Here is a 26,026-nt window from a genome sequence, read left to right on the forward strand (position 1 = left end):
GGACGGGTCCGTGACATTCCAGGCGCTGTTTGTCTCCGCGATCGCGCGCTGTCGCTCAAAAACGACGGACGCTTCTGCACTCTTATTCGCGGGCAGTATATTCCCGGAGTTGAGGCCACTAAGCCGCCGGAAAACAACGTTGAGAATCGAGTTGACGTCTTGCACCGGTCTTCCAAGTCCCGCCAGGGCGGCCCGCTGCGCCTGACCGGCGCGAAGGGCGTGTACGCCGTGCACGCGGCCGGCCCGGTCCCCGAGCAACTGGCCGACGCGGCACGGGCGCTGGACGTGGTCACCGGCGCCGGCGCCTTCCCCGGCACGGCCACCGTGCTGGTCGGCGCCGGCTTCGACGACACCGACGCCCTGAGCGACCTGCTGGAACCCGCGCTGGAGGAGTGCCGGGCCGCCGGTACGACACTGCTGCGGATGGTGATGTCCGGCGGCGCCGTCGACATACCCGAACGCCCCAGCCCGGCCCGCCGGATCGCCGACCGGTGGGGCCTGGACGTACTGGCCCCGGCCGGTGTGGCCATGGTGGTGCCGGGCGGCACCCTGTTCGCGCCCGACCTGCCGGACGCGCCCGGCGGCTGGTGGCAGTTCTCCCCCGCCCGGCAGCCCCGCGGCCTCGGCCCGCGCCACCCCGAGCCCCTCTGGCAGAGCGCGCTGGACCGGGTGGCCCCCAACACCGCGCCGGGCTGCGTGATCGAGCACATCCCCGCGGGCCTGCTGATCCAGCCGGCCGAGGCACCGGCCGAGGGCGCCGACGCGATCCGGTACGCCCTGCCCGTGGACCCCGACGGCCCGGTGCTGCTCGTGGACACCACCGGCACCGCGCCGGTGCCCGCCGACGCCCTCGCCGACACGCTGGCCGCGCTGCCCGCGCCGGTCCGCTCCACCGTGCGCCTGGTCTCCTGCGACGGCGGCGACCTGCTCGCGGTCGGCCAGGAGGTCGCCGACCTGCTCGGCACGGAGGTACAGGTCGCGGGCGGGCTGCCACTGCTGCTGGACGAGCCGCGCGCGGCCGGCCGGCCCCGGGGCGACAGCGGCTCACCGTGGGGCGGACCGGGCGGACCCGGAGGACCGGGGCACGGCGGTACGGCCCGTACGGTGCTGCTCGACGCGGCGGGCAACCCCTCCTGGCAGCCGTACATCCGGACCGTCACCTGCCGTCCCGCCGACGGCGCGGCGGCGCCCCCGGCCCCCCGCATCGGCACCTGGCGGGCCCCGATCGGCGGGCTGAGCCCCGCCGCCGAGACCGGCACCCTGCTGCTCGACCAGGGGTGGCAGGTCACCGTGACCCGCGCGGGCCTGTGGATCGGCCCGCCGGGCACCCGGCTGCCCGCGGCATCGGCGAACCGGCCGGTCCGGGCCGAGGTGATGACCGTCGACATCGGCGTCCCCGGCGACACCCTGGACGACTCCCTGCTGGCCCCGCTGGAGCACCTGCTCGGCTCGCTCCAGGACGACGTCCGCACCCACACCCTGATCCAGCTCCTCGGCGACCCCACCCCGGGGACCCTGCGCGCCCTGCGCCGCCTCGCCGTCCGCCACGACCTGGCACTGACCTCACAGGCCCAGCAGCCGACGGGGACGGCAGCGGCGGTACCGGGGAGCAGAGGCGTCGCGCCGACGGGCGGTGCGGATGCGGGTGCGGGCGTGCGCCGGAGGGGGCGTACGGGTACGGCGGGCGCCGGGGGTCCGGCGGGCGGCGCCGAGGCCGAGGCGACCGGCCTGCTCCGGGGAACGGCCGGGGAACCGGTCACGGAGGGGTCCGTGGCGGGGGAACCGGTCACGCAGGGGTCCGTCCCTGCGGCGCCCGCGCGGGGTGGGTACGCGCCGCCCGCTCCCGATCCAGCGACCCTCGTGTCCGCACCGCCCGCCCCCGCCACGCCGTTGGGCGTCGTCGGGGCTGACCCCGGCGGGCGCGGCGCCGGTACGCCGGCCGGTACGCGGACCGCTTCCGCCGATGGCCGCGCGGGAGGGGAGACGGGCGGCGAACCGGGAGGAGGGAGCGGTACGGCGTCGGCCGCCGCACCACCGGTCGTCCGCCGTTCCGCCGAGGGCACCGGGGGCGGTCCCCGGTCCGTACGGCCGGGTGACGGGTCGTCGCCCGGGGAACCGGTCACCGCCAGGGTGCCGTCCGGTGCGGCCCCGGACGGCCCGGATGCTGTCCGCCGTACTCCTGCCCCCGAACCAGCCGAGACCGCTGAACCACCCCGGTCCGGAGCCGAGCGCCCGGTCACGGAACCGTCGGTGGCGGACCCCTCGGTGGCAGAACTCTCGGTGGCGGACCCCTCGGTGGCAGAACCGTCGGTGCCGGGAGCACCGTTGGCGGAGCCCGCGGCCCCGGAGCCCGCGGTCCCGGAGGCCGTCGGGTCGGGTCGGCCGGTCGCGGGTCGGGTGCCCGCTGCCGAGCGGGCGCCGTGGCCTCCGCTGCCACCCGCCGCGCGGGACACCGGCGCGGACACCGTCGCCGGACCCGCCGGACCCGCCGGACCCGCCGCAGTCACCGAAGAGGAACTCGGCCTGCCGATGGCCCCGACGGCCGGGCTGATGAGCTCGGCCCCGCCGCTCACGGAACCCCCGGCGGCGGCCGGTTCCGGCGGCACCGCACCGGAGCCGGCCGGCGCCGGGGAGCGGGCCGGGGCCGGTCCGGACGGTCCGGGGCTGCGCTCGGTGGCCTGGCTGCCCGTCCGCCCGTCGCACCGCAGTTCCGAGGCCGAACGCGACGCCGTACGGACGTACCTGGGCGAGCAGTGGGACCACCACGGCGGCGCGGTGACGCGTGCGCTGACCCGGTTGCCGGCCCTGCGCGACAGCGAGCACCCGGAGGAGGCCGCCGCCGATCTCGCCGCGCTGCACTCGTACCTGACGGCGGACGCCGGGGCCCACCGCGCCCTGCTGGAATCCCTGGAGGCGGGCGGCACCGAGCTGCTCCCCCTGCTCGGCTGTGTGACCTCGGGCCTGCGCCGGCTGCCCTCGTACCGCGGCGCGGCCGTGCGGCCGGCCGCCGGGCCGTTCGGCGAGCGGGCCGAACTGCTGCTGCCCGGTGAGGAGTTGGGCGAGGCGGTGCCGGTGGGCGCGGTCGCCTTCGACAAGTCGTACCCGTCCGTGCCCGCCGACCACTACCTGATCTGGTCCATGACCGGCCGCAAGGCCGCCGCCGTGCTGACCGAACCGGAGGCGGGCCCCGGCGCCTCGGGCGACCCGGAGCCCGCCGCCGGTCCCGGTACCGGGACCGGTTCCGGTACCGGTACGGGGGTCCTGGCCGGGGAGGTGCTGTTCGCCCCCGGCACCCGTCTGCGGGTGCTCCAGAGCGTGCGGCGCGCGGGGGCGACCGTGGTGCTGCTGCGCGAACTCCCGGAGTCCGCGCAGCCGTCCGTCCCGGGCCGCCTCGACGACGCCGACGCCTCCGTGCTGAAACGCCTGCTCGCCCTCGCCGACCTGGCCACGGCGCCGCCCGGCGGCGGCCCGTGGCCCGAACGGTGCACCGGCGTCCTCGGCCTGCCGGCCCCGGGCGCCTGAGCCGGGCCCGCTCGCCCGTTTTCCCGATGGGGCAGAACCTCCCGCTCATCAGGCAAGGAACGGCCCGACGGGTGTGCGGGGCCCGGAGCGGGGCGAAGAATGGCAGAGCGCGCCGTATGGCCCGCCCACGCACCTTGTTCCGACGAGTCATCCATGGCGGGCACCCCTGGCGGTGCCCGGCGGCACCGCCACGTCCTGGAGGCCGGTCCTCGGACGGATTCCGCCCGGCGCCTGGATGACGGCGAGTGCGGCCGCCGCCTCGGGCGAGGCGGCGGCCCTCTCGTGTCGCCCCCCACGAAAGACGATTGAGGAGGACAGATGGCCACCGAACATCCGGTGGGCGGTTCGCCGCCCGCCGCCGGCTCCACCGTCTCCGAGGCCCGGTCCATACGACGGGCGATCGCGCTGCCCCTGAACGACGGCGACCTCGGCGGCGCCGCGGCCTCGGCGCTCGTCTCGGCCGGCCAGACGGCCCGGGCCGCGCACGCCGGGACCGCCGGGACCGCCGGAGCCCAGGAGGGCGCCGGCCTCGGCACCGTGACCGGCGGCCGGTTCCACGGCACCAGGACGGCTTCCGGCCCGGCCGCCGCCGCGGACGGTTCCGACCGGTCCGGCCGCGTGCTGCGGCCGCGCTTCCGCCCGGCCGGTGCCGCACCCGAGCGGGGTACGGCGGCCTCCGTGCCGCCCGTCGGTCCGCCCGTCGCCACCGGCGAGGAGGGCGAGGCCGTGCTCGGCGGCGCCCTGGCCGAGGCGGCCGCGCACCGGCGCCCCGGCCGGACCGCCGCCGGGCACTCCGGCAGGCTGGGCCGCTGGCCGATGGTGGCCGCCGCCTTCGCCGGTGCCGTCCTGGTCTCCACGCCGTTCGTGCACAACAGCGGCACCAAGAACGTGACCGGCATGGAGAGCACGGGCAAGGCGACCGCCGACAGCTACGCCAGCGACATGCCGACGTACGAGCCGAACGACGGTCCCGCGTCCCCGCTGGTCCCCGAGCCCGAGTCCGACAACCCGCCCGTGGTGACCGGCAGCGGCAAGGACTTCGTGGCCGCCGGCGGTGACACGGTCGTCGACGACGGCACCGGTACGACCCCGCACACCCTGAAGTCGCAGCCGCCGGCGAAGACCGGCGGGAAGCCCGCCAAGAGCGCGGGCGCGCCGGCCGACGGCGAGGAGCGGACGGGGAAGGACCAGCGGCAGCCGGCAGACCCGCAGAAGGGCGTGCCGCTCAGCCTCGGGGTGTCCGCCGGCCTCCCCGGCGGCGACTCCTCGACGGACTCCGCCACCGCCGCACTGCAGCCGCGGGTGGGCGAGCCGCTCAAGGCCAGGACCGACGCGGTCGAGCCCGTCAAGGCCACGACGAACGCGGTGAAGGCCGACACGGTCAGGTCCGCGGTGGCCAAGCCCGCCACGGTGAAGTCCACCCGGACCTCGACGACGAAGTCCACCGGGACCAAGCAGAGCGAGGCCGCCGACAAGCCGGAGGCCAAGCCGGTCAAGGCGGCGGCACCGGTCACGCACGACTGGTCCACCAAGGTCGTGAACTCCACCTACGTCCTCGACGCGGGCGACTCGGTGGCCTCCAACCGGATGCGGATCACGCTCCGCAGCAACGGCAACCTCGTGATCTCCGACGAGAACGGCGTCGTCCGCTGGTCCTCGGGCACTTCGGGCGCGGGCAACCACGCGGTCTTCCAGGCCGACGGCAACTTCGTGGTCTACAGCTCGGACAACCGCACCCTCTGGTCCTCCGGCACCGCGGGCAACGACGGGGCCGAGCTGGTGATCCAGGCCGACGGCAACGTCGCCATCCTCTCGGCCGGCGACGCGACCCTCTGGGCGGCGGGCACCCAGCACTGAGGAATACGGCCCACAGCCCCGTCCACCCCGGGGTCCCCTCGTTCCGCGCATTCCCCCGTGCGCGGCTGCGGAGGGGACACCGGGGTGGTCGGCGTACATTTCCGGAAAGCACGCTCCGCCCCTCCCCGTTAATTGCAGAATTCCGTGATTCCCGTCGGGGCAGAAGACTGCCCGTCCGTACAGTTTCGCGGCCGTCCAATTGTCGTGCTGCTTTCGGCTGGCTAGCCTGGCGAGGGATATGAATATGGACCTGATGAACCGTCATGTTCGTCACGTCCGTATTCGACTGACAGGAAACCTCACCCTCCGGGCCGCCGCCGTGCGCCCGCGGGGGTGCGACTCGCGCGACAGGCCGGGCCCTGCCGACAGCCCACTCCCCCGACCGGCCCGGAACCCGCCTGGCGCGCCGAAGAGGAGATCGGTATGAGCACTTCCGGCAATCTGCAGGAATCGTCGACAAAGACCTACAGCAACGCCATCAGCCTCCTTGAGGACGCCCGGACGCAGATGACGACCATCCAGGGCCAGGTCGCAGATGCCGCGGCCACCCTGCACACCAACTACCAGGGCGCGGACGGCCAGGCCTACGCGCAGGTCATGGCGACCTGGTCGGCGGAGGTGGACCGCATCAAGAACACCTGCATGGCGATGGAGAACCAGCTCCGCACCAGCATGACCTCGTCGAACAACACCCAGAACAACAACGAGAACCTGGTGCGGCTGCAGCAGAACCTGAGCGCGATCGGGTCTCCCTCGGACAGCGTCTACTCGACGCTGACCACGTGACACGGCCCCTCGCCGCACTCACCTCCCCGCACGCCGACCCGACCGAACCCACGACCCTCAGGAGCCCGTCATGGCCGCCGAAGACGGCATCTACATCGACCACGGTCAGGCGCTGACCTTCTCCGAGGAGATGCGGCAGCAGACCCGGAACATCGCCTCGGTCATCTCCGAGCTGGAGTCCAACCTGGCCGGGATCGTGGCCAGTTGGCTCGGTCCGGACCGCGAGGTGTACACCACGAAGGTGCAGCCCACCTGGAACGCCGAGGTGCAGTCGCTCGGCACCATCCTGGACAAGCACGCGACCACCCTGGACGAGGTCTCGGACAACTACCAGAACACGGTCCGCAGCAACGCCCAGGGCTTCGAGGAGATCAAGTTCTGAGCATGGCCGATCTCACGAAACTCGACGCGCAGGGCCTCCAGGCCTTCATCGACAAGGACGTGACGGGCTTCTACAACGACATCGTCGCCCTGCGCCGGCCCGGCCAGACACCGCCCGCACTGTTCGACGTCGGCAACGAACCGAAGCCGCTGCTGCTGGGCCAGATGAACAGCGACGGCGACACCGGTGGCGACACCGTCCTCAAGAACGCGCGGACCGCGGCCACGGCGATCGACAAGGTGCTCAACAACCACCAGTCGGGGTTCCAGGACCTGCGGACCGAGCTGGAGAACGTGATCACCACCATGCTCAAGACGCAGGGCGACAACCTCGCCGACGTCGACGCGCAGAAGTTCCTGTCCGCGATCGACGGCTATGTGTCGGACATGGGCGGCGGTTCCAACAGCACCACCACCACGAAGACCAGCTGAGCCGTGGTCACGCGGCCGTGGTCACAAGACCGTGGTCACGAGACCGGAGACACGAGAGCGGGGGCGCACCCTTCATGTCCGTCGACAACTGGGAACACATCATCAACCTGATGACGGGTTTCACCCTGGGCGAGCGCGACGAGATCATGGGCGTGAAGGGCGACGGGGGAATCCCGTGGCTGGCCGTCGACATCAAGAAGAAGCCGCGCGACGACCGCAAGCCGGTGGACCAGTGGTTCCACAACGACGGGATGGGCGCCTTCATCCAGTTCTACTCCGGCACCGGCCAGAACGTGCAGAAGTACGAAGCCAACGTGACCTTCACGGACCAGACCGCCGGCCGCCAGTACTGGCAGCGCAGCTCCGACGCGCTGCGGACGCTGGTCCAGCCACCGTACAAGTCGCTCGGTGTGTCGAGCGCCTGGGGCGGTTCGCCCAGCCTCGACAACGGCGTGGACCTCGCGTCGTTCACCACGCTCGCCAAGTCCTTCGACAACGCGGGCACGTTCTTCACCGCGCACGCCGAGACGCTGAAGCAGTGGACCGAGAGCCTGGGCGACGAGAACGCGGCCTGGAAGGGCAAGGCCGCGGGTGTCTTCTACGACCTGGTCAACAACCTGCACGACAAGTACGAGACCTTCAAGAGCGAGCTGACCCCGCCGGGCTTCTCCCCGACCAGCATCTCGGTGGCCACCGGCTACCACTCCAGCACCCTGCACGGCGACTCGCTGATCGGCGCCGAAGTGGCGCTGCACACCGCGCTGTCGAACATGTACGACGAGTTCATGAGGTTCATCAGCAAGAACGCCTCGCCGATCCTGGTCACCAAACCCGACGGGACGCAGACGTCGGACCTCATCGACGGCGACTCACGCAATGTGCTGAACCTTCTCCTGTTGGAGGTCATGCAGTGGGTGGCGACGCACAACGTTCCCAAGGTCCACGGGGAGTTGGTCATCGTGGGCGACTCGGTGTCGGAGGACTGGTCCACCGACCCGGACTACTCGGACACCACCGTCTGGGGCAACCTCAAGGACAGCAGCACCTGGTCGGCCATCGCGAACGAGGCGCAGTACCGCTGGCGGACCAACATCGAGACCAATCTCGACGCCCCCGCGCGCACCCAGGTCGCCACGCTGCAGCAGAGCTGGAGCCGTGTCCTCAACCCCGGCTGGAACACCGCGTTCTCCTTCGAGGACAAGAACACCTTCCAGCCGGACAGCCTGACCCCGGACACCTCGTCCTCCTCGAACGACGACATCAACAAGATCAACGAGGACCTCAACAAGTCGCTCGGTGACCTGAACGACAACCTGAACAACTTCGGCAACAACCTCAACTCCGGCCTGAACAACATCGGCGACGGGCTGAACAACGGGCTCAACAACTTCGGCGACAACCTCAACAACTCGCTGAACAACATCGGCAACGGGATCGACGACGGTCTGGGCAACCTCAACAACCTGAGCAATCTCGCCAACAACGGGTCGGGCGGCATCGACACCAGTTCCCTGACCGACGGCAACGGCTCGGGATCCGGCCTGAACACCGGCAACCTGCTCGACACCTCCGGCCTGAACGACCCCGGCACCAACGGCGACATCAGCACCCAGGACCTCACCTCCCTCGGCACGAACGGCGGCACCGACGGCCTGAGCGACCTGGCCAACAGTTCGCTGCTCGGCCTGACCGGCGGGAACACCAACGGCTCGACCAACCTGGCCGGCGGGACCGACGGGGTCACCGGCATCTCGTCGCTGACGAACCCGGACGGCAGCGTCACCACCACGAACCCCGACGGCAGCATCACCACCGAGTACCCGGACGGCACGTCCACGACCGTCAGCCCGACCGGCGAGGTCACCACGACCAACCCCGACGGCACCACCACGGTCAGTCAGCTCACCCCCGGCCAGTCGCTGGTCAACCCGGACGGCTCGACCACCGGCATCGACACCAACGGGGACATCACCACCCACTTCCCCGACGGTTCCTCGGTGACCCACAACGCCGACGGCAGCGTCACCAGCATCGACGCCGACGGCAACAAGACCACCACGCTGCCCAACGGCGTGGTGGAGACCACGACTCCGGACGGGCTGACCCAGCTGACCGCGCCCGACGGCGCGGTGTCCGTCCAGAACGCCGACGGCAGCCTCACCACCACCTTCCCGGACGGCAGCAGCACCACGATCGACCCGAACGGCACGGTCACCACGACCAACGCCAACGGCTCGACCGTCACCAGCCATCTCGCCGACGGGCAGAAACTGGTGAACCCGGACGGGTCCACGACCACCCTCACCCCGGACGGCGGCATCACCACCACCTACCCCGACGGCAGTTCCGTCACCGTCAACCCGGACGGCACGGTCACCTCCACCACCGCCGACGGCACCACCGGCAGCGCACTGACCGACCCCGTCGACTCCCTCACCACGTCCACCCCGATCACCACCACCGCCGACCCGAGCGGACTCACCTTCCAGAACGGCGACGGCTCGCTCACCACGACGTACCCGACGGGCACCACCGCGGTCACGGACCCGAGCGGCTACACCACGACGACGTTCCCGGACGGCAGCAGTACGGTCGCCAGCCCCGACGGGCAGTTCCAGTCGGTGCCGAGCCCCTCGACCGCCGCGGACGGCCAGGCCGTACCCGACGGGACGACCGGCCTGACGACGGCGGCGGCGAGCGGCGCCGAGGACCCCGGGCTGAGCGGCCTGAGCGGACTGATGTCGCCGATGATGATGCTGATGGGCATGTCACGGGCGGGCGGCCAGGGCCAGGGGCAGGGCCAGGGCGAACGCGTCCGGGAGACGTACCTGGAGAACGACGACGACGGCGCCTTCCTCGCCGGCGGGCCGCAGCGTCCGCAGGCCGCGCCGCCGGACGAGGTCTTCGAGGAGGAGGACGAGGACCCGGTCGACCTGCCGAGCCGTACGGCCACCACCGGGCAGGGCCGGCGCGGCGGGCTCGTCGGCCGGCGCCCCGGCACGGAGGACTCCGGGTGGACCGAGCCGGAGGACGTGTGGGGCACCGGCGAGGAGGGCCTGCCGGCCTCCCTCGGCCGTTGACCCACCCGGAGAGAGCGAGAACACCGTGAGCGAGTCACTTCAGCACCAGTTCGCCCAGGCCATGGCCGAGTTCGAGAAGCAGCGGGAGGCCCTGGTCAGGGCCCGGGAGGAGATCTCCGCCGTCTCGGTGACGGCCAGGTCCAAGGACCGTGCGGTCGAGGTCACCCTCGGCGCCGACGGTTCGCCCAGCGGGCTGCGCTTCCTCGGCAACAAGCACCAGACCATGTCCGGGAAGGCCCTGGCCGCCAGCGTCCTGGAGGCCATGGCCCGGGCGCGCACCGAACTCACCGCGCAGGTACGGGCGAGGTTCGACGAGGTGGCCGGCCCAGGCATCGGCGTGGCGGGCGGCGGCACCGAGGCCGTGGACAAGCTGGCCGGTTCGGGACTGGAGAAGCTGATGGGACCGCTGACGGCCCCGGGCGGCCTGCTCCACCCGGAACGGGGTGGCGACCATGGCTGACGACAGTCTGTTCGCGGCGCTCCCTGACAACATCAAGCGGGGCGGTGACCTCACCGACCAGGTCGCGGACATCGTCAAGAACCACCTCTCGCGGTACGGCGACCACTACATCGACCCGAACGACCCGTCGATCGGGGAGCCGACCGACGAGACGGTCCACGCGATCCTGCGCGACTACAGCCCCGCGTACAACCAGACCGTCCAGGCGCTCGGCCAGGTGAACAAGGCGCTCCTGAAGGCGTCCGAGCTGACCACCGCCTCGGGTGTCGACTTCGACCGGACCCAGCAGGACGCACTCGACAAGATCAACAGCGGTAACTCCCGAAGGCTGCCCTGACCTCCCATGTTCCCGGACTCACTCGACGGTCTGTTCGTCTTCCTGACGGGCATGAAGCCTCCGCATGCGAAGTCGGACCGGATCCGTTCGGACATGGAGGAGCCGAACCTGGAGCTGGCCCGGCAACTGACCGAGCTCCAGGACGAGTTGGCGAAGATCTCGCAGGCGGTGTCCCGGAACGCCACGGGCCAGTGGAGCGACGCCTACGTACGGGCGATGTCGACGTTCTTCCCGGGCGGCGACGGCGGCGACGCCATCGAGCAGCTGAAGAAGACGGCGAACAACCTCGCGGACTACGCGCACGAGTCGGCGTACCAGGTCGACTACGCGAACCGGATGATCATCGCGCAGCTCGTGGAGTTCGTCTTCGAGTGGGCGCTGACGCTGCTCATGGCGATCTGGAACCCGATCGGCGCGCTGATCGAGCAGAGTTTCCTGCAGGCGCTGTACCGGCTGATCCTGCGCAGCGTCGTGCTGCGGCTGCTGACCGCGCTGGCCACGCACGTGGCGCTGAACGTCGGGCTGGGCGCGGCGATGGACCTGCTGGTGCGCTGGTCCCTGGCGAACGACGGCAAGACCACCCACCACGGCGGCGACTACCTCAAGCAGGCCATCGGCTTCGGCGTGGTCCAGGGCCTGCTGGCGCCGTTCGTGCCGTTCCTGGGCGGGGCGCTGGCCCAGTCGCTGGCGAAGTACCTGGGCCGCAACACGGTCAAGGACCTCTTCAAGGTCCTGGAGAAGACGGACCTGCCGTCCGCCGGCGGCAAGACCCTGGGCAAGGATCTGTCCAAGGACCTGCCCAAGGGTGCGGGCAAGGACCTGCTCCGGGACGCGGACGACCACCTCGACGACGGCGCCGGGCCGGTCCGGACCCCGCGCGGCACCCCGGACGGCGACCCGGTCTTCGCCCAGGACGTGGCCGGCCACGTCGGCACCGTCGTCGACAAGCTCGCACTGGGCCAGGGGCTGGACACCGCGGCCCGGAACGCGTTCCGCGACGGCATCGGCGACGCGTTCGCGAACCGGTTCGGCAAGGACATGTCCTCCGGCACCGCCCGCGACCTGGGCCGCACCTGGGCGGACACCCTGCTGACCAACCTGGGGCGGAAGAACCTCGGCCGGGACCTCGACGACGTCCTGGCCAAGGGCCTGCCCAAGAGCGCGGACGGCGGGGTGCGGGCGGCCCTCTCGTACGGGGTGGCCGGGGCGCTGGCCACGGACTTGGGCCGCAAGTTCAGCCATCTGGCCGGGCACGGGATGGCGGAGGGCCTGCACCAGACGGCGTCCGAGGTCGTCTACAACGCCTACTCGGAGCACAAGCTCGACACCAGCTACGGCACGTTCGTCTCCGGCGTGGCCGGCGGCCGCATCAGCCACGCCCTGGAGCACAACGCCGAGTTCCTCGGTACCCGCATCAAGACGGCGGGCCTGGACGCCGCCAAGTTCCTCAACCCGCCCGCGACCCGCACCGCCGACGACCCCGGCACCGCGTCCCCCGCTTCGGACACCCCCGTCCCGTCCACGGCGCCACCCGTCCGCACCACCAGCGGCGACGCCGGCACCGGAACGACCGGGGATACGGGAGGCGACCCGGCGGCGGTGACCCGGCTGACGCCCGGCCCCGCCGGACAGAGCGACCTCTCCACGTCCGTCCGGGACATCCTGGCCCCGGGCACGAACGGCCACCCGGCGGAGCCGGCCGACGAGCCGCGCGACTCCAGCGGCGATGCGGCGGGCTGGACCATGCCGGGCGGGCAGCAGTCCGCCGTACGGTCGGGGTCGCCCGCCACCATCGGCGACGAGCCCTTCTCCGCCCGGCCGCAGCCCACCGGTGGCGGCCGGGGCGACGCCCCGCGCCCGGGTCCTTCCCGGACGACGACCGAGAGCGGCGTCTCCGGATCCCCCGGCCGAGTGACACCCCTGCCGACGTCCGGTCAGACGCCCCTGGGCCCGCACCCGGACACTGCCAAGCAGCCGGAGAAGACGTCGGACCCGCGATCCGTCCCCGCACCGACCCGGACGAGGACCGAGAGCGAGCCCGAGACCAGGACAGAGACCGGGACCGAGACCGGCACCGGGACCGGCACCGCACCCAGGATCCGCTCGGAGGCCGGATCCGGCGCGGGGCAGGACCGGGCCGCGGACGCCCCGGGCGACGACTCCGCTCACCCCCTCCGGCACGACCCCGGGCAGCCGACCGCCGGTGCGCACAAGCACATCGCCACCGCGGAAGGGGCGGCGTCCCACCCCGGTGACGCCCCGGTGCAGTCGTCGCCGACGGGGTCCGGCACCCCCTCGCGGACCGAGCAGTGGACGGAGTTCCGGCAGCTGCGGGACACCGCGTACCACCAGCGGCTGGCGGTGGAGGAACGGTTCCAGGCCCTGATGTCACAAGCACCGGGCGGCGATGCGGCGCGCGAGGTCGCCGACGGCGCGGACAGGTTCCGGCAGGCGGACCTCTTCGGCGGGCGCCGGCTGCCGCAGGACCCGGTGGTCCGCGAGCGCATCGAGGAGACGTACCGCGAGCAGCTCCGCCTCGTCCATGAGAAGTCGGAGCAGAGCGGCAATACCGGGGAGCGGTGGGAGGCGGCCCGCGAGACGGCTCGCGAGAACATCCCGCACCTGTTCGCATGGGTGTCGGAGCGGGTCCGGCACCTGGAGATGTTCGGTGAGGACTTCGACCGGGCGCTGGCGGACTTCCGCGCGGCGGACCCCTTCGGGGGGCATTACCTCCCCCACCGGACGGACAGCGGCGACGGCGGTGGGGCCGAAGGCGCCCGGAACCGGCCGGCCGGCGACGAGAACACACCGCCCCGCGCCGAGGACACCGATGTCCCGCGGACCGTGGAGGAGTTGCGGACGCGGTTGCGGGAGCGGTACCTGGAGGCGGTCGACGAGGCGTTCCGGACCACCGCACCCTCGCGCACCCACGCCGGCGCCGACAGCGGGGTTGCGCGGCGGCTGCTGGACGACCGCATCGCCGCCGCGCGTGCGGAGTTCGCCGAGGAGATCGGGCGGCTCGGCGCGCGGGAGCGGGAGGTCGAGCACGCCACCCGGGACTTCGACCGCGTGGCCGAGGACTGGCAGGACGATCTCGCTGCGGGCGGATCCCTTGGCGAGCGCGAGCTGGCCCAGGCACGCGAGGACTTCCGGCGTGACCTGCGCACCGCCTACGAGGCGCTCGGCGCCGAGACCGGCGACACCACGGGCCGCCTCTTCGCGACGCGCTGGCAGGCGCACCTGGACCGGATCGGCGAGCCCTCGGCCCTGCGCGAGCGCCTGACCCACGCCGAGACCCGTACCCTGCGGCTGGCGCAGGCGCAGCGGCTGTTGCGGACCGCGATCGACGCCTTCGAAGCGGACCCCGCCAACGGCACCGAGCTCCACGAAGACGGTCGCGAGCGCCTCTCCGAGGAGTGGGCCAGGACCGTCGGCGAGCACTTCGACAGCCACTGGTTCGGCGATCTCGGCCACGCCGACTTCCGCGGCCTCGTCTCCGAGCACACCCCCACCCCCGACAAGTCGTCCGGCCGGTCCTGGGACGACGTGCTGAACACCCTGACGCCCGACCTGACGTCACGGCTGGCGCACGAGGCCGCCCTCCAGAGCGTCCTGGCCCACGCCGCCCACGACTTCCACCGCATCGCCGGGCACCCCGACAGCCTGACCCACCGCTACCAGGTGGACCCCGCCACGCTCGAACGGATCGGCCGGGACTTCCGCACCGAGACCGTCACCCGTTACGACACCCTCTACGCCCCCGCCGAACACGACATCCGGAACTGGCTCAGCCACGAGCGGCAGCACACCGACACCTTCACCCGCACCCTGACCACGGCCGACACCACCCCTCTCCCGACGGTCCGACGCACCCAGTCCGACGCACCCCGCGGCACGGACCCTGACGAAGAGGCACCGCGGCAGCCCGAGGCCGCCGGTCCGCTCCCCGCTCGTGAGGAGCCGGCCGGGCCCTCGGCCGAGGTGCGGGTGGGGCCGGTGACGACTCCGTACGACGCCTGGAACACCTTCGCCGAGACGGACTCCCGGCGCGCCGAGGACGTCCTGGACGCCACCCGGTCCCGTTTTCCCACGGACCTCGGGGACATGGACGACGCGGTACGGCGAGCGTATGCGGCACTGACTCCGGACGACCACCGGCGCCCCGTCGTGGCCCAGGCCGACCTGCTGGTCAACCAGGTCCTGACCGGACAGCGGTACGTGATGCGCGGCAGCGGCGTCGGCCTGGAACTGGAGCTGCCGAGCTGGGGGCTGGCCCTGCCACCGGGACCGACCGGACTCCCCAAGCTGCTGGCCACCTCGCCCACGATCAACGTGGTGATCGAGGGCACGGAGACCGACGCCCCGTTCATCGAGTTGGTCAGCCCGCCGCTGGCCGTGGTGGCCGGCGACCAGGGCCGCGTCTCCAAGGATCAGTTCTTCCACGACGTCCGAACCGTCCTCGACCGGCTGCGCCGACTGAGCCTCGGCGGGCAACCGATCCGGTTCGACCGGGCCTTCCCCGGGGACGCGGGGTTCGACACCCATCCCGACGCCGCGGCCCAGGCCGCGCACATACAGGTCCTCGACGTCGGCGACGGCCGCGGACTGTCCCCCCAGTACACCGTCGGGATCCCGGCCGGCCACCTCCACGAGTTCCTGGCGGACATCCACAGCGCCACGGACGACGCCTACAGCATCCGGCGGCAGCTCCGGGACGCCCTGCGGTTCGGCAACGAGGTCGCCCGGAACTTCGCCACCGACACCTTCCCCGGCTGGAACCGGCTCCGCCTGCCCCCGCAGGCCGCCGACCTGCTCTCCCACGACGAGGACGTCAGCGCGCTGCGCGGCTTCCTGGCCCTGGTCTACACCCAGGCCGCGGCCACGGCGTTCGAGTCGGCCCTCCTGGAATTCGGCATCCGCACCGGCGCGCTGACGAAGAACTTCACCGCGGTGCTCTCCCGGGTCCCCATGAACGAGATCCGGGCCTCGCTGCCCATGGATGTCGAGGAGTACCTGCAGGGGAGCAGCGACGAGATCAAGGACCTGTTCGTCGAGCGCTTCCGGCAGGGCCTGCTCCAGGACGGTGAGTACGGCGCGCGGTTCCGGGAGGGAGGGGCGCAGCACTTCGATCCCCTGACCGCGATCGTCAACCCCGAGCGCGGACTCACCGTCGACCACTACCTGACCTCCGCTCTGCAACTCGTCGACGAAGGCGACGTCGTCCACCAGAACGACGCGTTCGGCGGCATGACCGAACTCCCGGAGCCGGACGACAACCTGGGGCGCCTGTCCCCCGTCCTGGTGCCGCTGGAACTGCGCATGTACGACGTGAACGAGGTGCCCCTCGCCGACGTGCGCCGGGTGTTCGACCGGCTGGAGGGGCTCGCCCAGAACGCCTACGGCCGCGCCCGGGGTCTGGCATTGCGAGATGCGCGGTCCGTCGACCGGGACCGGCGGGTCCTGTACGACCTGGCGGGCGGCGGGCACCGGCTCGCGGGCCGGTTCATCGCCCTTCTCCACGCGCTGAGCGGGCTCGACGAGGCTCGGTCCGCCGCCCCCGCCGACAGCGTTCTGCCCAGCCGCGATACCAATGCCATCGCGCTCGGCGTCGCCGCCGCCATGTACCGCGAACAGGGCTGGGCGGACCCGGCCGGCCCGCACCTGATCGAGTCGGCGGTGCACCATCTCGACGAGCTGGCCCACCGCCTCCGTGCCCCGGCGGCCGGGGTCACCGCTGCCGGCCTGCCTCTGGTCAACCAGGCCGGCATCATCACGGCCGACCTGTACGACGGCCTCGGCGACGCGCTCGCCGCGGCCCACCGGCCGGGCACGGTCACCGCGGACACGGTGACCGCTCCGCACGCCTCCGCGAACGCCGTGGACGTCGACGTCGTCACCGACGACCGCCTGGCCGGTGACCCGGCATGGCAGCGGGCGCGGGAGACGGCGACGGCCACGGAGGTCAGCCGGCGGTGGATCATCCCGGCGGGGCCGCGGCAGGGCCACGGCGGGGTGTCCGCGTTCACGGTGCGCCGGGTGCGGTACGAGGACCAGTCCGTGACCGACCTGACCGTGCGGGTCGGGATCGGCGGCAGCCACGGGCTGAGTCCCGGCCAGGTCGCCGAGGTACGCAGGCGGGCACACGAGGGAGCCGCGTACCTGAGCACTCCCGGTGTCGTTCCGGCGCTCCCGGACGGAAGCCGGGTGCACGTCACGCTGGTGTTCACGGACGGTCCGGACCACTCGCCGGGCACGCACGGCCAGAGCGAGCCGCACCTCACCGTCACCCTCACCGACGACCGCGGCCTGCCCATGACCCTGACCCGCTGGCAGGCGGACGTCGCCCCCATCCGCTACGCCCACGAACTCGCCCACCAGCTCGGCCTCCGCGACAACCCCGACGTCCCCGGCGCCCTCATGGGCGACTTCGGCAAGCCCCTCGAACCGGAATGGGCAGCGGCCGGCCTCACCCCCGACACCCTCCGCCCCCGTGACGTCCAGCTTCTCCACCAGCTCATCGAGACCCACGTGGGCGCCGACGCGAGCGCCGACGTCGGTGCCACGCCCGCCGACTCCGAAACCGGCGCCGAGCGGAAACCGTGGCGCCTGGGGCCCGAGCACTGGACGCTGGTCGACAAGAGGGACCCCGAGACCGGCGAACCGCAGCTGGATCCGGAGACCGGCGAACCGGCACAGGTGTTCCAGCGCGTCCCCTACGAGCCGTCGACACGCGTCTTCCGCGAGGCGGACGGCACCAGGACCGGGCTCACCCCCCTCGCTGCCAAGGACCTGCTCGACCGCGCGGACATCTACGTCCCGCCGGGCGTCGTACGCGAGGTGCTGGAGAGCTACCTGTACGACGGCACGCACGGCGGCGCCGAAGTCGTCTACGGCCCCGACGACGGCCCCCGCCTGCTGACGGACCTGCGGGCCGCCGCCCACGCGGAGCTCCGGGCCGGCCAGGACCAGGTGCTGGACGCCGTCATCGAGAGCGCACGGCTGATCAGCGACCGGTATCCACCGGACCGCTACTTCTACCTGGGCCTGGGCCGCAGCCCCGCCGCGATCGTCGCGGCCCTCCAGGCCTCCGGTCACCGGGCCGAGTCCGTGCCGCTGTCCGACTTCCGGCCGGGCCCGGGAGATCCCTGGTCGGTGCTGCACGACGCGTTCCGCACCGGCCCGGACAAGCCGCCGCTGACGGAGGAACAGCGGCGGATGCTCTTCGAGCACTTCGACGAGTTCGTGCGCCCGCACCTCGGCGACGGCGACGGCAGGGACATCCTGCTCGTCGACTACACCCAGACCGGCTTCTCGCTCTTCGCCGCCCAGCACTACCTGGTCCGGTACCTGGCCGAGCACGGTGCCGACGCCAAGGTCAGGGCACTCGCCGTGCACCAGGACATCGACACGGCGACCCTGGGCAAGACCGTCGACGCGATCCGGACGCCGCGCAACCCGTTGCGGCATCCCCTCGACTGGTACTTCAACACGGACCGGCGGATCGACTGGGGCCGGGACACCGGCACGTTCCCGCTGGGCCAGGACGGCCCCCTCGCCGGCAACGGCCCCGTGCTGGGGCAGGCCTTCAAGCAGGAGGCGTTCGACGGACTCGCCGAGCACGGGTCGTACAAGCTCCTCCAGCAGACCCCCGAACAGTTCACGCAGAACCGCCCGCTGCGCGCGCACGCCGCGGACGCGAGCGGATACCACCTGCTCAAGGGCCTGATCACGGCTCGTCTCACCGCCCCCGAACCGGTGGATCACCACCCCGTCGTGGACCCCGAGACGGTGGCCCACCGGCAGTCGGAGTCCGACACCGCGAACCCCGCGCCGGACGAACTGCCGCGCGAGGAGCGCGCGTCGCTCATGCAGGACGTCCGGCAGGTGACGGGGAACAGCCATCCCACGCCCACCGGCATCACCGACACCCGGGGCGGCGTCGCCGACACCCGGGGCGAAGCCCCAAGCGTCCCCCTGCCGACCACGTCCTCCGAACCCGGACCGTCCGGCCGCCCCCACACCACGGCAGCACCGAACCTCTCCGGCCCCGACGCGGGTCAGGCGGTGCCCCGACAGACAGCGGCCGACCCGGACCCACGCCAGGCAGACCCCCAACAGGCTCCGACCGACCCCGACCCCACCCCCGACACACATCAGGCAAGCCCCCGGCAGACACCGGCCGACCCCGACATGAGTCGGGCAAGACCTCGACGGTCTCCTACCGGTCCCGGACCCGGACCCGGTGGGCTCGTCACCATCCCGGAGGACACCCCGCCCCCCTCGTGGATCGGCGACGATCTCGACAGGCGGCGGCCGCCCCGGCTAGACCGCGACCTGACGCCTCCGGAGCTGACGGCCCGGCCGGTGGCGTTCACCGACGGCACCCGGCTGCCCGTCTACATGGGCGACATGGGCGCCCTCGGATCGCGGCTGGACCTGCCGGAGGACGTGCTGCGGCGGTCCTTCGCCTTCGGCCAGTCCGACCGGGTGCTGCGCGGCGCCGACCTGGTCGTCGAGGAGCTCGGCAGGCGGCTCGGCGAGGCACCCGGCATCCGGCCGGCCGCGACGCGGACGGGCTTCCTCGGGCGTACCGGGCTGCTGGACGACGTGCGGCGCGGGCTCGTACAGAGTCCGCAGGGCTTCTTCGGCGACGGCCGCAGGTTCGTCTACCGGACCGAGGGCGGCAGCACCCGGGTGCTCACCGTCACCGCGCGGCCGTACGAGCGATGGGAGCGGTTCGCCTTCGGCCACGCCAACCCGGCGAAGAACGACGTCATGGTGCGCGACACCCGGACCACCGGGGTGAACTCCGCCTACAGCAACAGCACTTCGCTGCTGCCCAGCGTGCCCCTCGGCCCGGTCCGGCAGTTGCTCTCCGGCTGGGTGCGGTTCTCGGCGCAGCTCACCAAGGGCAAGCGGGTGCAGTACAACATGCAGAACCAGGTACTGAACCAGACCGAGTCCCGCACCATGGACGGCTCGCATCCCCATCTCGCCCACGTCCGGTACGAGTTCGCGGTCACCGACAAGAACGGCCGGGCCGTCGGCGCGGACGGCAGGACCGTCCGCGGGCAGGACACCGGCCGGTCGCCCGTCGCCTTCGGCTTCGCGGTGCGCAACGGGCTGGCCGTGCGGCTGGGCGAGAGCTACACCAGGGGGGAGACGTCCGAGGACCGGACGGAGCTGCCGGAGGTACTGCAGCTCGGGCCGGACACGAGCTACCGGACCATGGCCACCGAGGCCTACGGCCCGCTGGCCCATGTCCGCGACTGGGTGCTGGCACGGGCGAAGGTGACACCGGACAGCGACAGCGGAGCCCGGCTGAGCGAGTTCTTCTCCACCGACTCCTTCCACACGATGGGCAAGACGTTCACGACCGGTCCGGTCACCACACCGGCGCTCTTCCGCGACGGGACGGGACGGGACCCGATCGGCGTCTTCTCCGTGCGCGTGGAGTCCGGCAGGGCCGTGCTGCTCGACGGGTCGAAGCTCGCGGAGCTGCGGGACATCCAGCAGACCACGCTCCGCAACGAACGGGCCGTCACCAAGTCCGCGGGCGCCGACGTCGCGGCGTCGGCCGGTCCGGCGTTCCAGTTCCTCGACCTGCCCGGCGGCGCGGTGAACGTACGGCTGCTGGCGGGCGCCGGCGGCCGCTACGGCGCCTCGCGGAGCCGCACGTTCGTCACCGGTGGCACCGGCGCCGTGAAGTCCGCCACCCAGATCAAGGGCGACCTCACCGGCCTCTACCTCGTGGAGAAGGTCGTCAGGGTCACCGCGCCGCCCGACACCAGGGCCCCGCTCGCCAAGGACCGGCCGAACACCGCGCAGGGGCCCGCGAAGCTGCGCAAGAACTCGCCCCGGAGCTGGAGCCGGAAGCCGGAGACCAGGGAGTTCCGGACCTGGAGCCTGGAACGCCTGCCGCTCCCCGAGGCCCGCCGGCTGGCCGAACCGGCCGGGCCGCGGCAGCAGCCGCCCGGCGCCGAGCCGGCCGCTCCCCCGTACCTGACGAAGGACCGGCCGCCGACGCTCGGCATGAGCCACGTCGAGGAGTTCACCTTCGCCGACGACAGGCACACCCACGAGGACGGCGACGGCACGCACCGCACGCTGCCCGAGCACTTCGCCGACCAGGTGCTGAGGGCCGTGGCCCAGGCGTATCCGGACCTGGTCGCCCCCCTCGACGAACTCGATCCGCGCAACCCCCGCTGGCGGGACGGCGACCACTTCCAGCTCGTCCTCGGCAACACCCAGGAGGTGCTGAACACCCTCGCCTACCAGAACATGGCCGGGAACCTGGAGCGGATGACGACCACGGGGCTGCCGATCGCCCTGGTCGGCTCCAGCCGTACCACCCGGGAGCGCCGGTACGTGTGGGTGGACGCGCAGCTGTCGGAGCGGCGTTACGAGGGCCTGCGCGAGGATCTGCGGCTGCGGTACAGCGCGCCGGGCAGCGAGAACCTCGCCGGGCAGCAGGCGGGGAGCAGGGGTCTGCAGGGCGGGGTGGAGGCGGTGCTGTCGACGCGTGACCAGGCCAGCGACGACATCGGCGCGCCCCTGCACGCGGGCACCGTGTCGCTGGGGGCCTCCTACGGCAGGCGCGCGGAGTCCGAGAGCGGATACGGCAACGCCGCCTCGCACGAGGCGATGTCGATCGGTACGAAGGGCTCGCACCTCTACAGCTACCGGCTGACGCTGACGGCGAAGCGCGGCGGCTTCCGGCGGCCGCGCGGCCTGCTGCGCGGCCCGCTCCTGCTGAACCTGCTCGGCACCCAGCCGTTCGTCCTCTCCGAGCCGGAGACCGACCTGATCGGCGGGAACGTCCAGGGCACGCGCGAGGGCGGTCCGGTGACGGGCCGGGTGCTGCTGAGCATCCCCGTCGAGCACGTTCCCACCGAGGCCACCGAGGCCTGGGACGGGACGGCCGCCGATGTCGTACGCATGGAGCGGCACGAGGCCCTGGGCCTGGCGCTCGCCGAACACCCGCCGGCCGGCCGGGGCACGGACGGCCTTCCGGCGGCGTTCGGGAAGCACCCGCACCAGACCATCGCCGTGGTCGCCGATCCCGCGATCACCAGGTCCGTGGAGGAGGTGCTGGGCGCGTCGTCCGACGGCTCGTGGCTGCTGACCCGGCAGGGCGCGCCCGCGCACGACGCGGCGCTGCGGGTGTTCCAGAGCCAGTACCTGACCGCCAACTTCGACCAGACGTCGACGGCCGCGGGCTGGCGGGTGTCGGGTCTGTGGTCCAAGAAGCCGTATCTCGATCGGACGTCGGTCGTCGCGCACCGGACCCGGATCCTGCCCGACCGCCTGGTCGCGCTGACGCGCGGGGTGACGGTCGACACCGAGACCACGGTCGGCGGGTCCACGACGGTCAGCGGACGCGACGCCAGGACGAGCACGTTCTTCGTGGGCGGGCAGGTCGCGTACCAGAACGCGCACGGGGTGGGGCCGGGTGTCGTCGGCACCTACGGTCTGGCGGCGAGCCCGTACCGGCTGGACCGGTCCGAGTGGCGGACGGTCACGCGCACCGCGATCGCGGAGATGACCCGCAGGGACGCGAACCGTCATGTCCTGGTCGTGGGTGACGTGGCGCACGAGATCGCGGCCGCCTCCAGCGTCGTCGGCGAGAGGGCGACCCGCCTTCGGCGCCTGGAGGGCCGGCTGGCCGGGGTCGCCGGACGCCGGGTGACGGTCGAGCGCGGCTGGATGGGCCATGTCCCGGAGAAGAGCGCCTACCGGCTCGGGCTGCTGCGCGACTCGTACGGGGACGTGCCGCGGTACGACCAGGGGCGGTCCTGGTCGCCGCAGCCCTGGCTGCTCGACCACCCCTTCGGCAGCTTCCCGGTCAACTCCCTCGACGCCACCGCGGTGTTGAGCGACTTCGACGGCAAGCTCCGGCCGCTGGGGCTGTCCGTCACCGACCGGGACACGATCCACCGGCTGGTGTCGGCCCGGGTCGCCCGCGCGCTCGGCAAGGAGCAGCGGGGACCGGGTTCCTCGGTCCCGGCGCGGCTCGGCCGCTGGGGCTCGGAGACCGTGGGGGTCTGGGTCGGGCACCGGCCGGTCCGGGTACGGGCGGAGCTGGTCCCGGTCCGGGTGGCGCGGCAGAACGACGGCGCCGAGGGCCCGGGCTTCGGCGGGCTGGGGCACAGCGTGGAGCTGGAGGAGCCCCGGCACGCCGTGGAGACGGTCCAGCAGGGCCGCAGCCGGGTGTCCGGCAGGACGGTCGGCACGACCGTCGCCATGGCCGTGCACGTCCACAACGACACCGTCAGGGCTGCCGGTCCCGCCCTGTCGACGGTGGGCATCACCCAGCGGGGCATCACCGGCAACCAGTCGGAGGGCAGCGTCAGGATCGCCACCACCGCGACCTCGCAGGCGCACGGCGAGTACGTCACCCGGTACCGGCTGCGGCTCACCGCCGAGCTCTCCGGGCGTGCCCCGATCCGCACCGAGGGCGAGGTCGGCGACCTGGTCGAGCACTACCCGCTCAGCCTCATGCGCCCGGACCCGGCCGGTACCGCCGCCGCGACGCCGGACGACCGGCTGGCCCCGCCGGCGCTGCCCGTGCACGGCGGCTCCCGCCGGGTCGACGTGCCGCGTACCGGAGCCGGCGGGTGGCACGACGTACGGCATCCCGGCGACGGCACCACGAAGCCGTTCGCCCTGCCCGAGGAAGGCTTCAGGGTCCGCCGGATCGTCGGCCTGGAGGCCCTGCGGGAGGCGAACACGGTGGCGATGGCCGCCGCCTACGACACGTCCTTCCCGCTCACCGGCGACCTGACCGAAGAGCTGCTGGACCGGGCCGGGAAGACGCCGCTGACCGCTCCCGGCTCGGGGGCGGCACAGAACCTGGAGGACGGCACCGGCAACAGCGCCCTCACCGCGTTCTACGACCGGACCCTGACCGCCGGCGGCTACGACGTGCCGGGACTGGACGACCGCGGTTTCCTCGGCGGCTCGCACGGCGACCTCAGGCTGTACTCCAGGCCCGACTTCGGCAACGCGCAGCTGCTGGCCGTCGCCGACGGGCTGAAGTTCGAGTCCCCCCGGCGGGACGTGAACGGCGTCGCCACGTCCGCCGCCCGCCAGGGGGCGACGCAGGCGGCGCTGGGCGGCGGCCCCTTCGTGTCCTCGCAGAGCACCGGCACGACCCAGATGACGGCGGGTCCCGCCGACAACTCCGCCGACTCCGACGCCCTGGCCGCCGGCGGCGACCGGCTCACCTCGGTGAACGTCAAGCCGGGCGCGGTCCGTACGTTCCTCTTCGCCATCCCCACCACCTGGCTGTCCGTCGCCGAGGTACGGCACCACGTGAAGGACAGCCGGCTGGGCAGCGCGGCCCGCAGCGTCTTCGGTCACCCCCGCCGCGGGCCGCAGGCGAGGGAGACCGACACCACGGTCCTGGCCTGGGTCCGTGAGGACGTCGCCCGCACCCTGGGGCTGATCGACGACTCGGGCTTCCCGAAGCAGGTGGCCGAGGCATGGGACGCGGTCACCCAGGCCGACAAGGAATGGACCGCCGCCGACAAGAAGTACTGGGACCTGCGCCGGGACAACGGCGACCGGCACGACAGGGAGCTGAGCGCGGCCGAGCAGCGGTCGACGGCGGCGCAGTCGGACGTGACCGCCGCCGAGGAGGCGATCGCCCGCCTCGACGCGGAGGACGCGGCGGGCGCCGAACCCGCGCACGGGGACAGGGCCGACCTCCACGACAGCGAACGCCGGAGCGCTCAGGAGCGGCTGGCGGACGCGCGGCGGGAGGCCGCCGACGCCTCGGCCGTCCTGGACACCGCCCTGGCCCGGCAGGCCGCCTTCGCCGACAGCCTGCGGGCCCACCGGGACTTCGCCGAGGCCCTCGCCGAGGAGTACGCCCGGGTGCGCGAGGCCACCGACCGACTGACCCGCTGGCACCAGCTGCACGCCACCGCGGACGGCCGCGGACGGCTCGGCAGCACGCCCGAACCGGATGCGGTGGCCTTCGAGCCGCCCGCGGCCCCGAAGCCGGAGGAGCAGACGGAGCAGGAGAAGCCGGAGAAGCAGGAGAAGCAGGAGAAGGACGGCGGCGAGGGCAGCGCCTCCGGGAAGGGGAAGGCGCGGGAGGAGACGGCCCCGGAGGAGAAGGCTCCGGAGCAGGAGTCGCCCCGGGCGGAGACCGCGACGCCCGGTCCGCGGCACGACGACGGCGCCCCGCGGCCGGAGGCCGAGCCGCTGCCCGCCCACCACCGCCCGCCGTGGCAGCCCGGCGGTGCCGTGGGCACGGGTGCGCGCCGCTTCGACACCGTCACCGACCACCGCACCCTGACCGCCACCGACCCCGACGGGAGCACCCATGTGTACGACCTGTTGGCGCCGGACGACGACGGCAACGGCTTCTACGCCGCCGTCCAGGGCGCCCGGGGCCGCGACGCCGACCGGACGCAGGGAGCCGACCTCGCCCGTCTGGTGGCCTTCGGCCGGCTGCCTGCCCGGGCGGCGCTCGACCCCGGGGCCACCTTCCACGTCGGCGAGCTCACGGAGCGGCTGGACCGAGGCTTCCGGAGCGACCTGGCACTGCAGGCCGCGATCGAGGAGCGGGGCGGTGTGCTGCCCGGCGACCTGCACGCCGGTCTCACCGGCCCGCAGCGCCGGAACCTGGTGCGGCTCAACCTCCGGACGGCCCGCCGGTGGGACACCGCGACGGCCGGCCTGGCCGCCTCGCTCACCGCGCGAGCCCTCCGCATCGGCCTCACCGTCGTCGACGAGGACGGCGGCTACCGGTACTTCTCCGGTGCCGGGCCGGACACCGACCGCGCGCTGCCGCAGGTGACCGTGTACCGGCGGGGCGACGACTACCTCGCCGCCCGCCCGCGCGGGACCGCCCCGGTGCCGGCTCCCCCGGACGCGCCGCTGCACCCCGACATGCTGGACGACAAGGGCGAGTTGACCGAGCCAGGTGAGCCGACCGAGCCCGGCGAGCCGACCGAGCCCGGCGAGCCGGACCCGGCGGACGGACCGCGGGCCCCGGCCGGCCCGTCCACGGTCGCCGACCGTATCGTCGAGATCCTGACGGGCCTGGAGCCGGGGCCTTCGGAGACCGCCGGGCACACCCGGCCCGGCATCCCCGACTGACCACCCGGCCCGCACCGTGCGGCAGCGACACCCGCAACCACCAGCACAGAGAACCACCGA

The 26,026-nt window shown here is 73.0% G+C and carries 9 protein-coding genes; all 9 read left to right on the forward strand.

Annotation, left to right across the window (positions count from 1 at the left end):
• Positions 1-159 precede the first annotated feature (159 nt).
• The 9 genes from SSP29_RS16095 (at position 160) to SSP29_RS16135 (ending at position 25,966) form a co-directional block, all read left to right on the forward strand.
• A complete protein-coding gene (locus SSP29_RS16095; RefSeq protein WP_089101316.1) occupies positions 160-3,522 on the forward strand; it encodes a hypothetical protein in 3,363 nt (1,120 codons plus the stop codon).
• Positions 3,523-3,840: 318 nt separating this feature from the next.
• The gene (locus tag SSP29_RS59740) at positions 3,841-5,379 is read left to right on the forward strand and encodes a hypothetical protein (protein WP_150134273.1); all 1,539 of its coding nucleotides are present in this window, start codon (positions 3,841-3,843) and stop codon (positions 5,377-5,379) included.
• Between the two features lie 423 nt (positions 5,380-5,802).
• On the forward strand, positions 5,803-6,165 hold the full coding sequence (locus SSP29_RS16105) for a hypothetical protein (protein WP_089101317.1): 363 nt from the start codon (positions 5,803-5,805) through the stop codon (positions 6,163-6,165).
• Positions 6,166-6,235: 70 nt separating this feature from the next.
• Positions 6,236-6,547: a WXG100 family type VII secretion target gene (locus SSP29_RS16110; RefSeq protein WP_089101318.1), complete on the forward strand. Its 312-nt coding sequence runs from the start codon at positions 6,236-6,238 to the stop codon at positions 6,545-6,547.
• A gap of 2 nt (positions 6,548-6,549) precedes the next feature.
• Positions 6,550-6,978 carry a type VII secretion system-associated protein gene (locus SSP29_RS16115; protein ID WP_089101319.1) on the forward strand — a complete coding sequence of 143 codons (429 nt, stop codon included), beginning with the start codon at positions 6,550-6,552 and terminating at the stop codon, positions 6,976-6,978.
• Positions 6,979-7,052: 74 nt separating this feature from the next.
• Complete coding sequence (locus SSP29_RS16120) at positions 7,053-10,058, forward strand: AAWKG family protein (protein WP_089101320.1); 3,006 nt, start codon at positions 7,053-7,055, stop codon at positions 10,056-10,058.
• A 25-nt stretch (positions 10,059-10,083) separates the two neighbouring features.
• Positions 10,084-10,518 (forward strand): YbaB/EbfC family nucleoid-associated protein, encoded by a 435-nt coding sequence (locus tag SSP29_RS16125; protein ID WP_089101321.1) that lies wholly within the window; start codon positions 10,084-10,086, stop codon positions 10,516-10,518.
• Positions 10,511-10,855, forward strand: a complete 345-nt coding sequence (locus SSP29_RS16130) for a hypothetical protein (protein ID WP_145968899.1) — start codon at positions 10,511-10,513, stop codon at positions 10,853-10,855. The genes SSP29_RS16125 and SSP29_RS16130 overlap by 8 nt, the downstream gene beginning before the upstream one ends.
• A gap of 6 nt (positions 10,856-10,861) precedes the next feature.
• Positions 10,862-25,966, forward strand: coding sequence for a hypothetical protein (locus SSP29_RS16135; RefSeq protein WP_089101323.1), 15,105 nt, complete (start codon positions 10,862-10,864; stop codon positions 25,964-25,966).
• Positions 25,967-26,026: the final 60 nt, after the last annotated feature.

Source organism: Streptomyces hyaluromycini, from assembly GCF_002217755.1.
In the GTDB taxonomy this organism is placed as follows: domain Bacteria; phylum Actinomycetota; class Actinomycetes; order Streptomycetales; family Streptomycetaceae; genus Streptomyces; species Streptomyces hyaluromycini.

What these genes read in the sequence shown, in the direction of transcription:
- SSP29_RS16120 (WP_089101320.1), top strand. Translation starts at nt 7,053, where the DNA reads ATGTCCGTCGACAACTGGGAACACATCATCAACCTGATGACGGGTTTC.
- SSP29_RS16135 (WP_089101323.1), top strand. Translation starts at nt 10,862, where the DNA reads ATGTTCCCGGACTCACTCGACGGTCTGTTCGTCTTCCTGACGGGCATG.
- SSP29_RS16130 (WP_145968899.1), top strand. Translation starts at nt 10,511, where the DNA reads ATGGCTGACGACAGTCTGTTCGCGGCGCTCCCTGACAACATCAAGCGG.
- SSP29_RS16115 (WP_089101319.1), top strand. Translation starts at nt 6,550, where the DNA reads ATGGCCGATCTCACGAAACTCGACGCGCAGGGCCTCCAGGCCTTCATC.
- SSP29_RS16110 (WP_089101318.1), top strand. Translation starts at nt 6,236, where the DNA reads ATGGCCGCCGAAGACGGCATCTACATCGACCACGGTCAGGCGCTGACC.
- SSP29_RS16105 (WP_089101317.1), top strand. Translation starts at nt 5,803, where the DNA reads ATGAGCACTTCCGGCAATCTGCAGGAATCGTCGACAAAGACCTACAGC.
- SSP29_RS59740 (WP_150134273.1), top strand. Translation starts at nt 3,841, where the DNA reads ATGGCCACCGAACATCCGGTGGGCGGTTCGCCGCCCGCCGCCGGCTCC.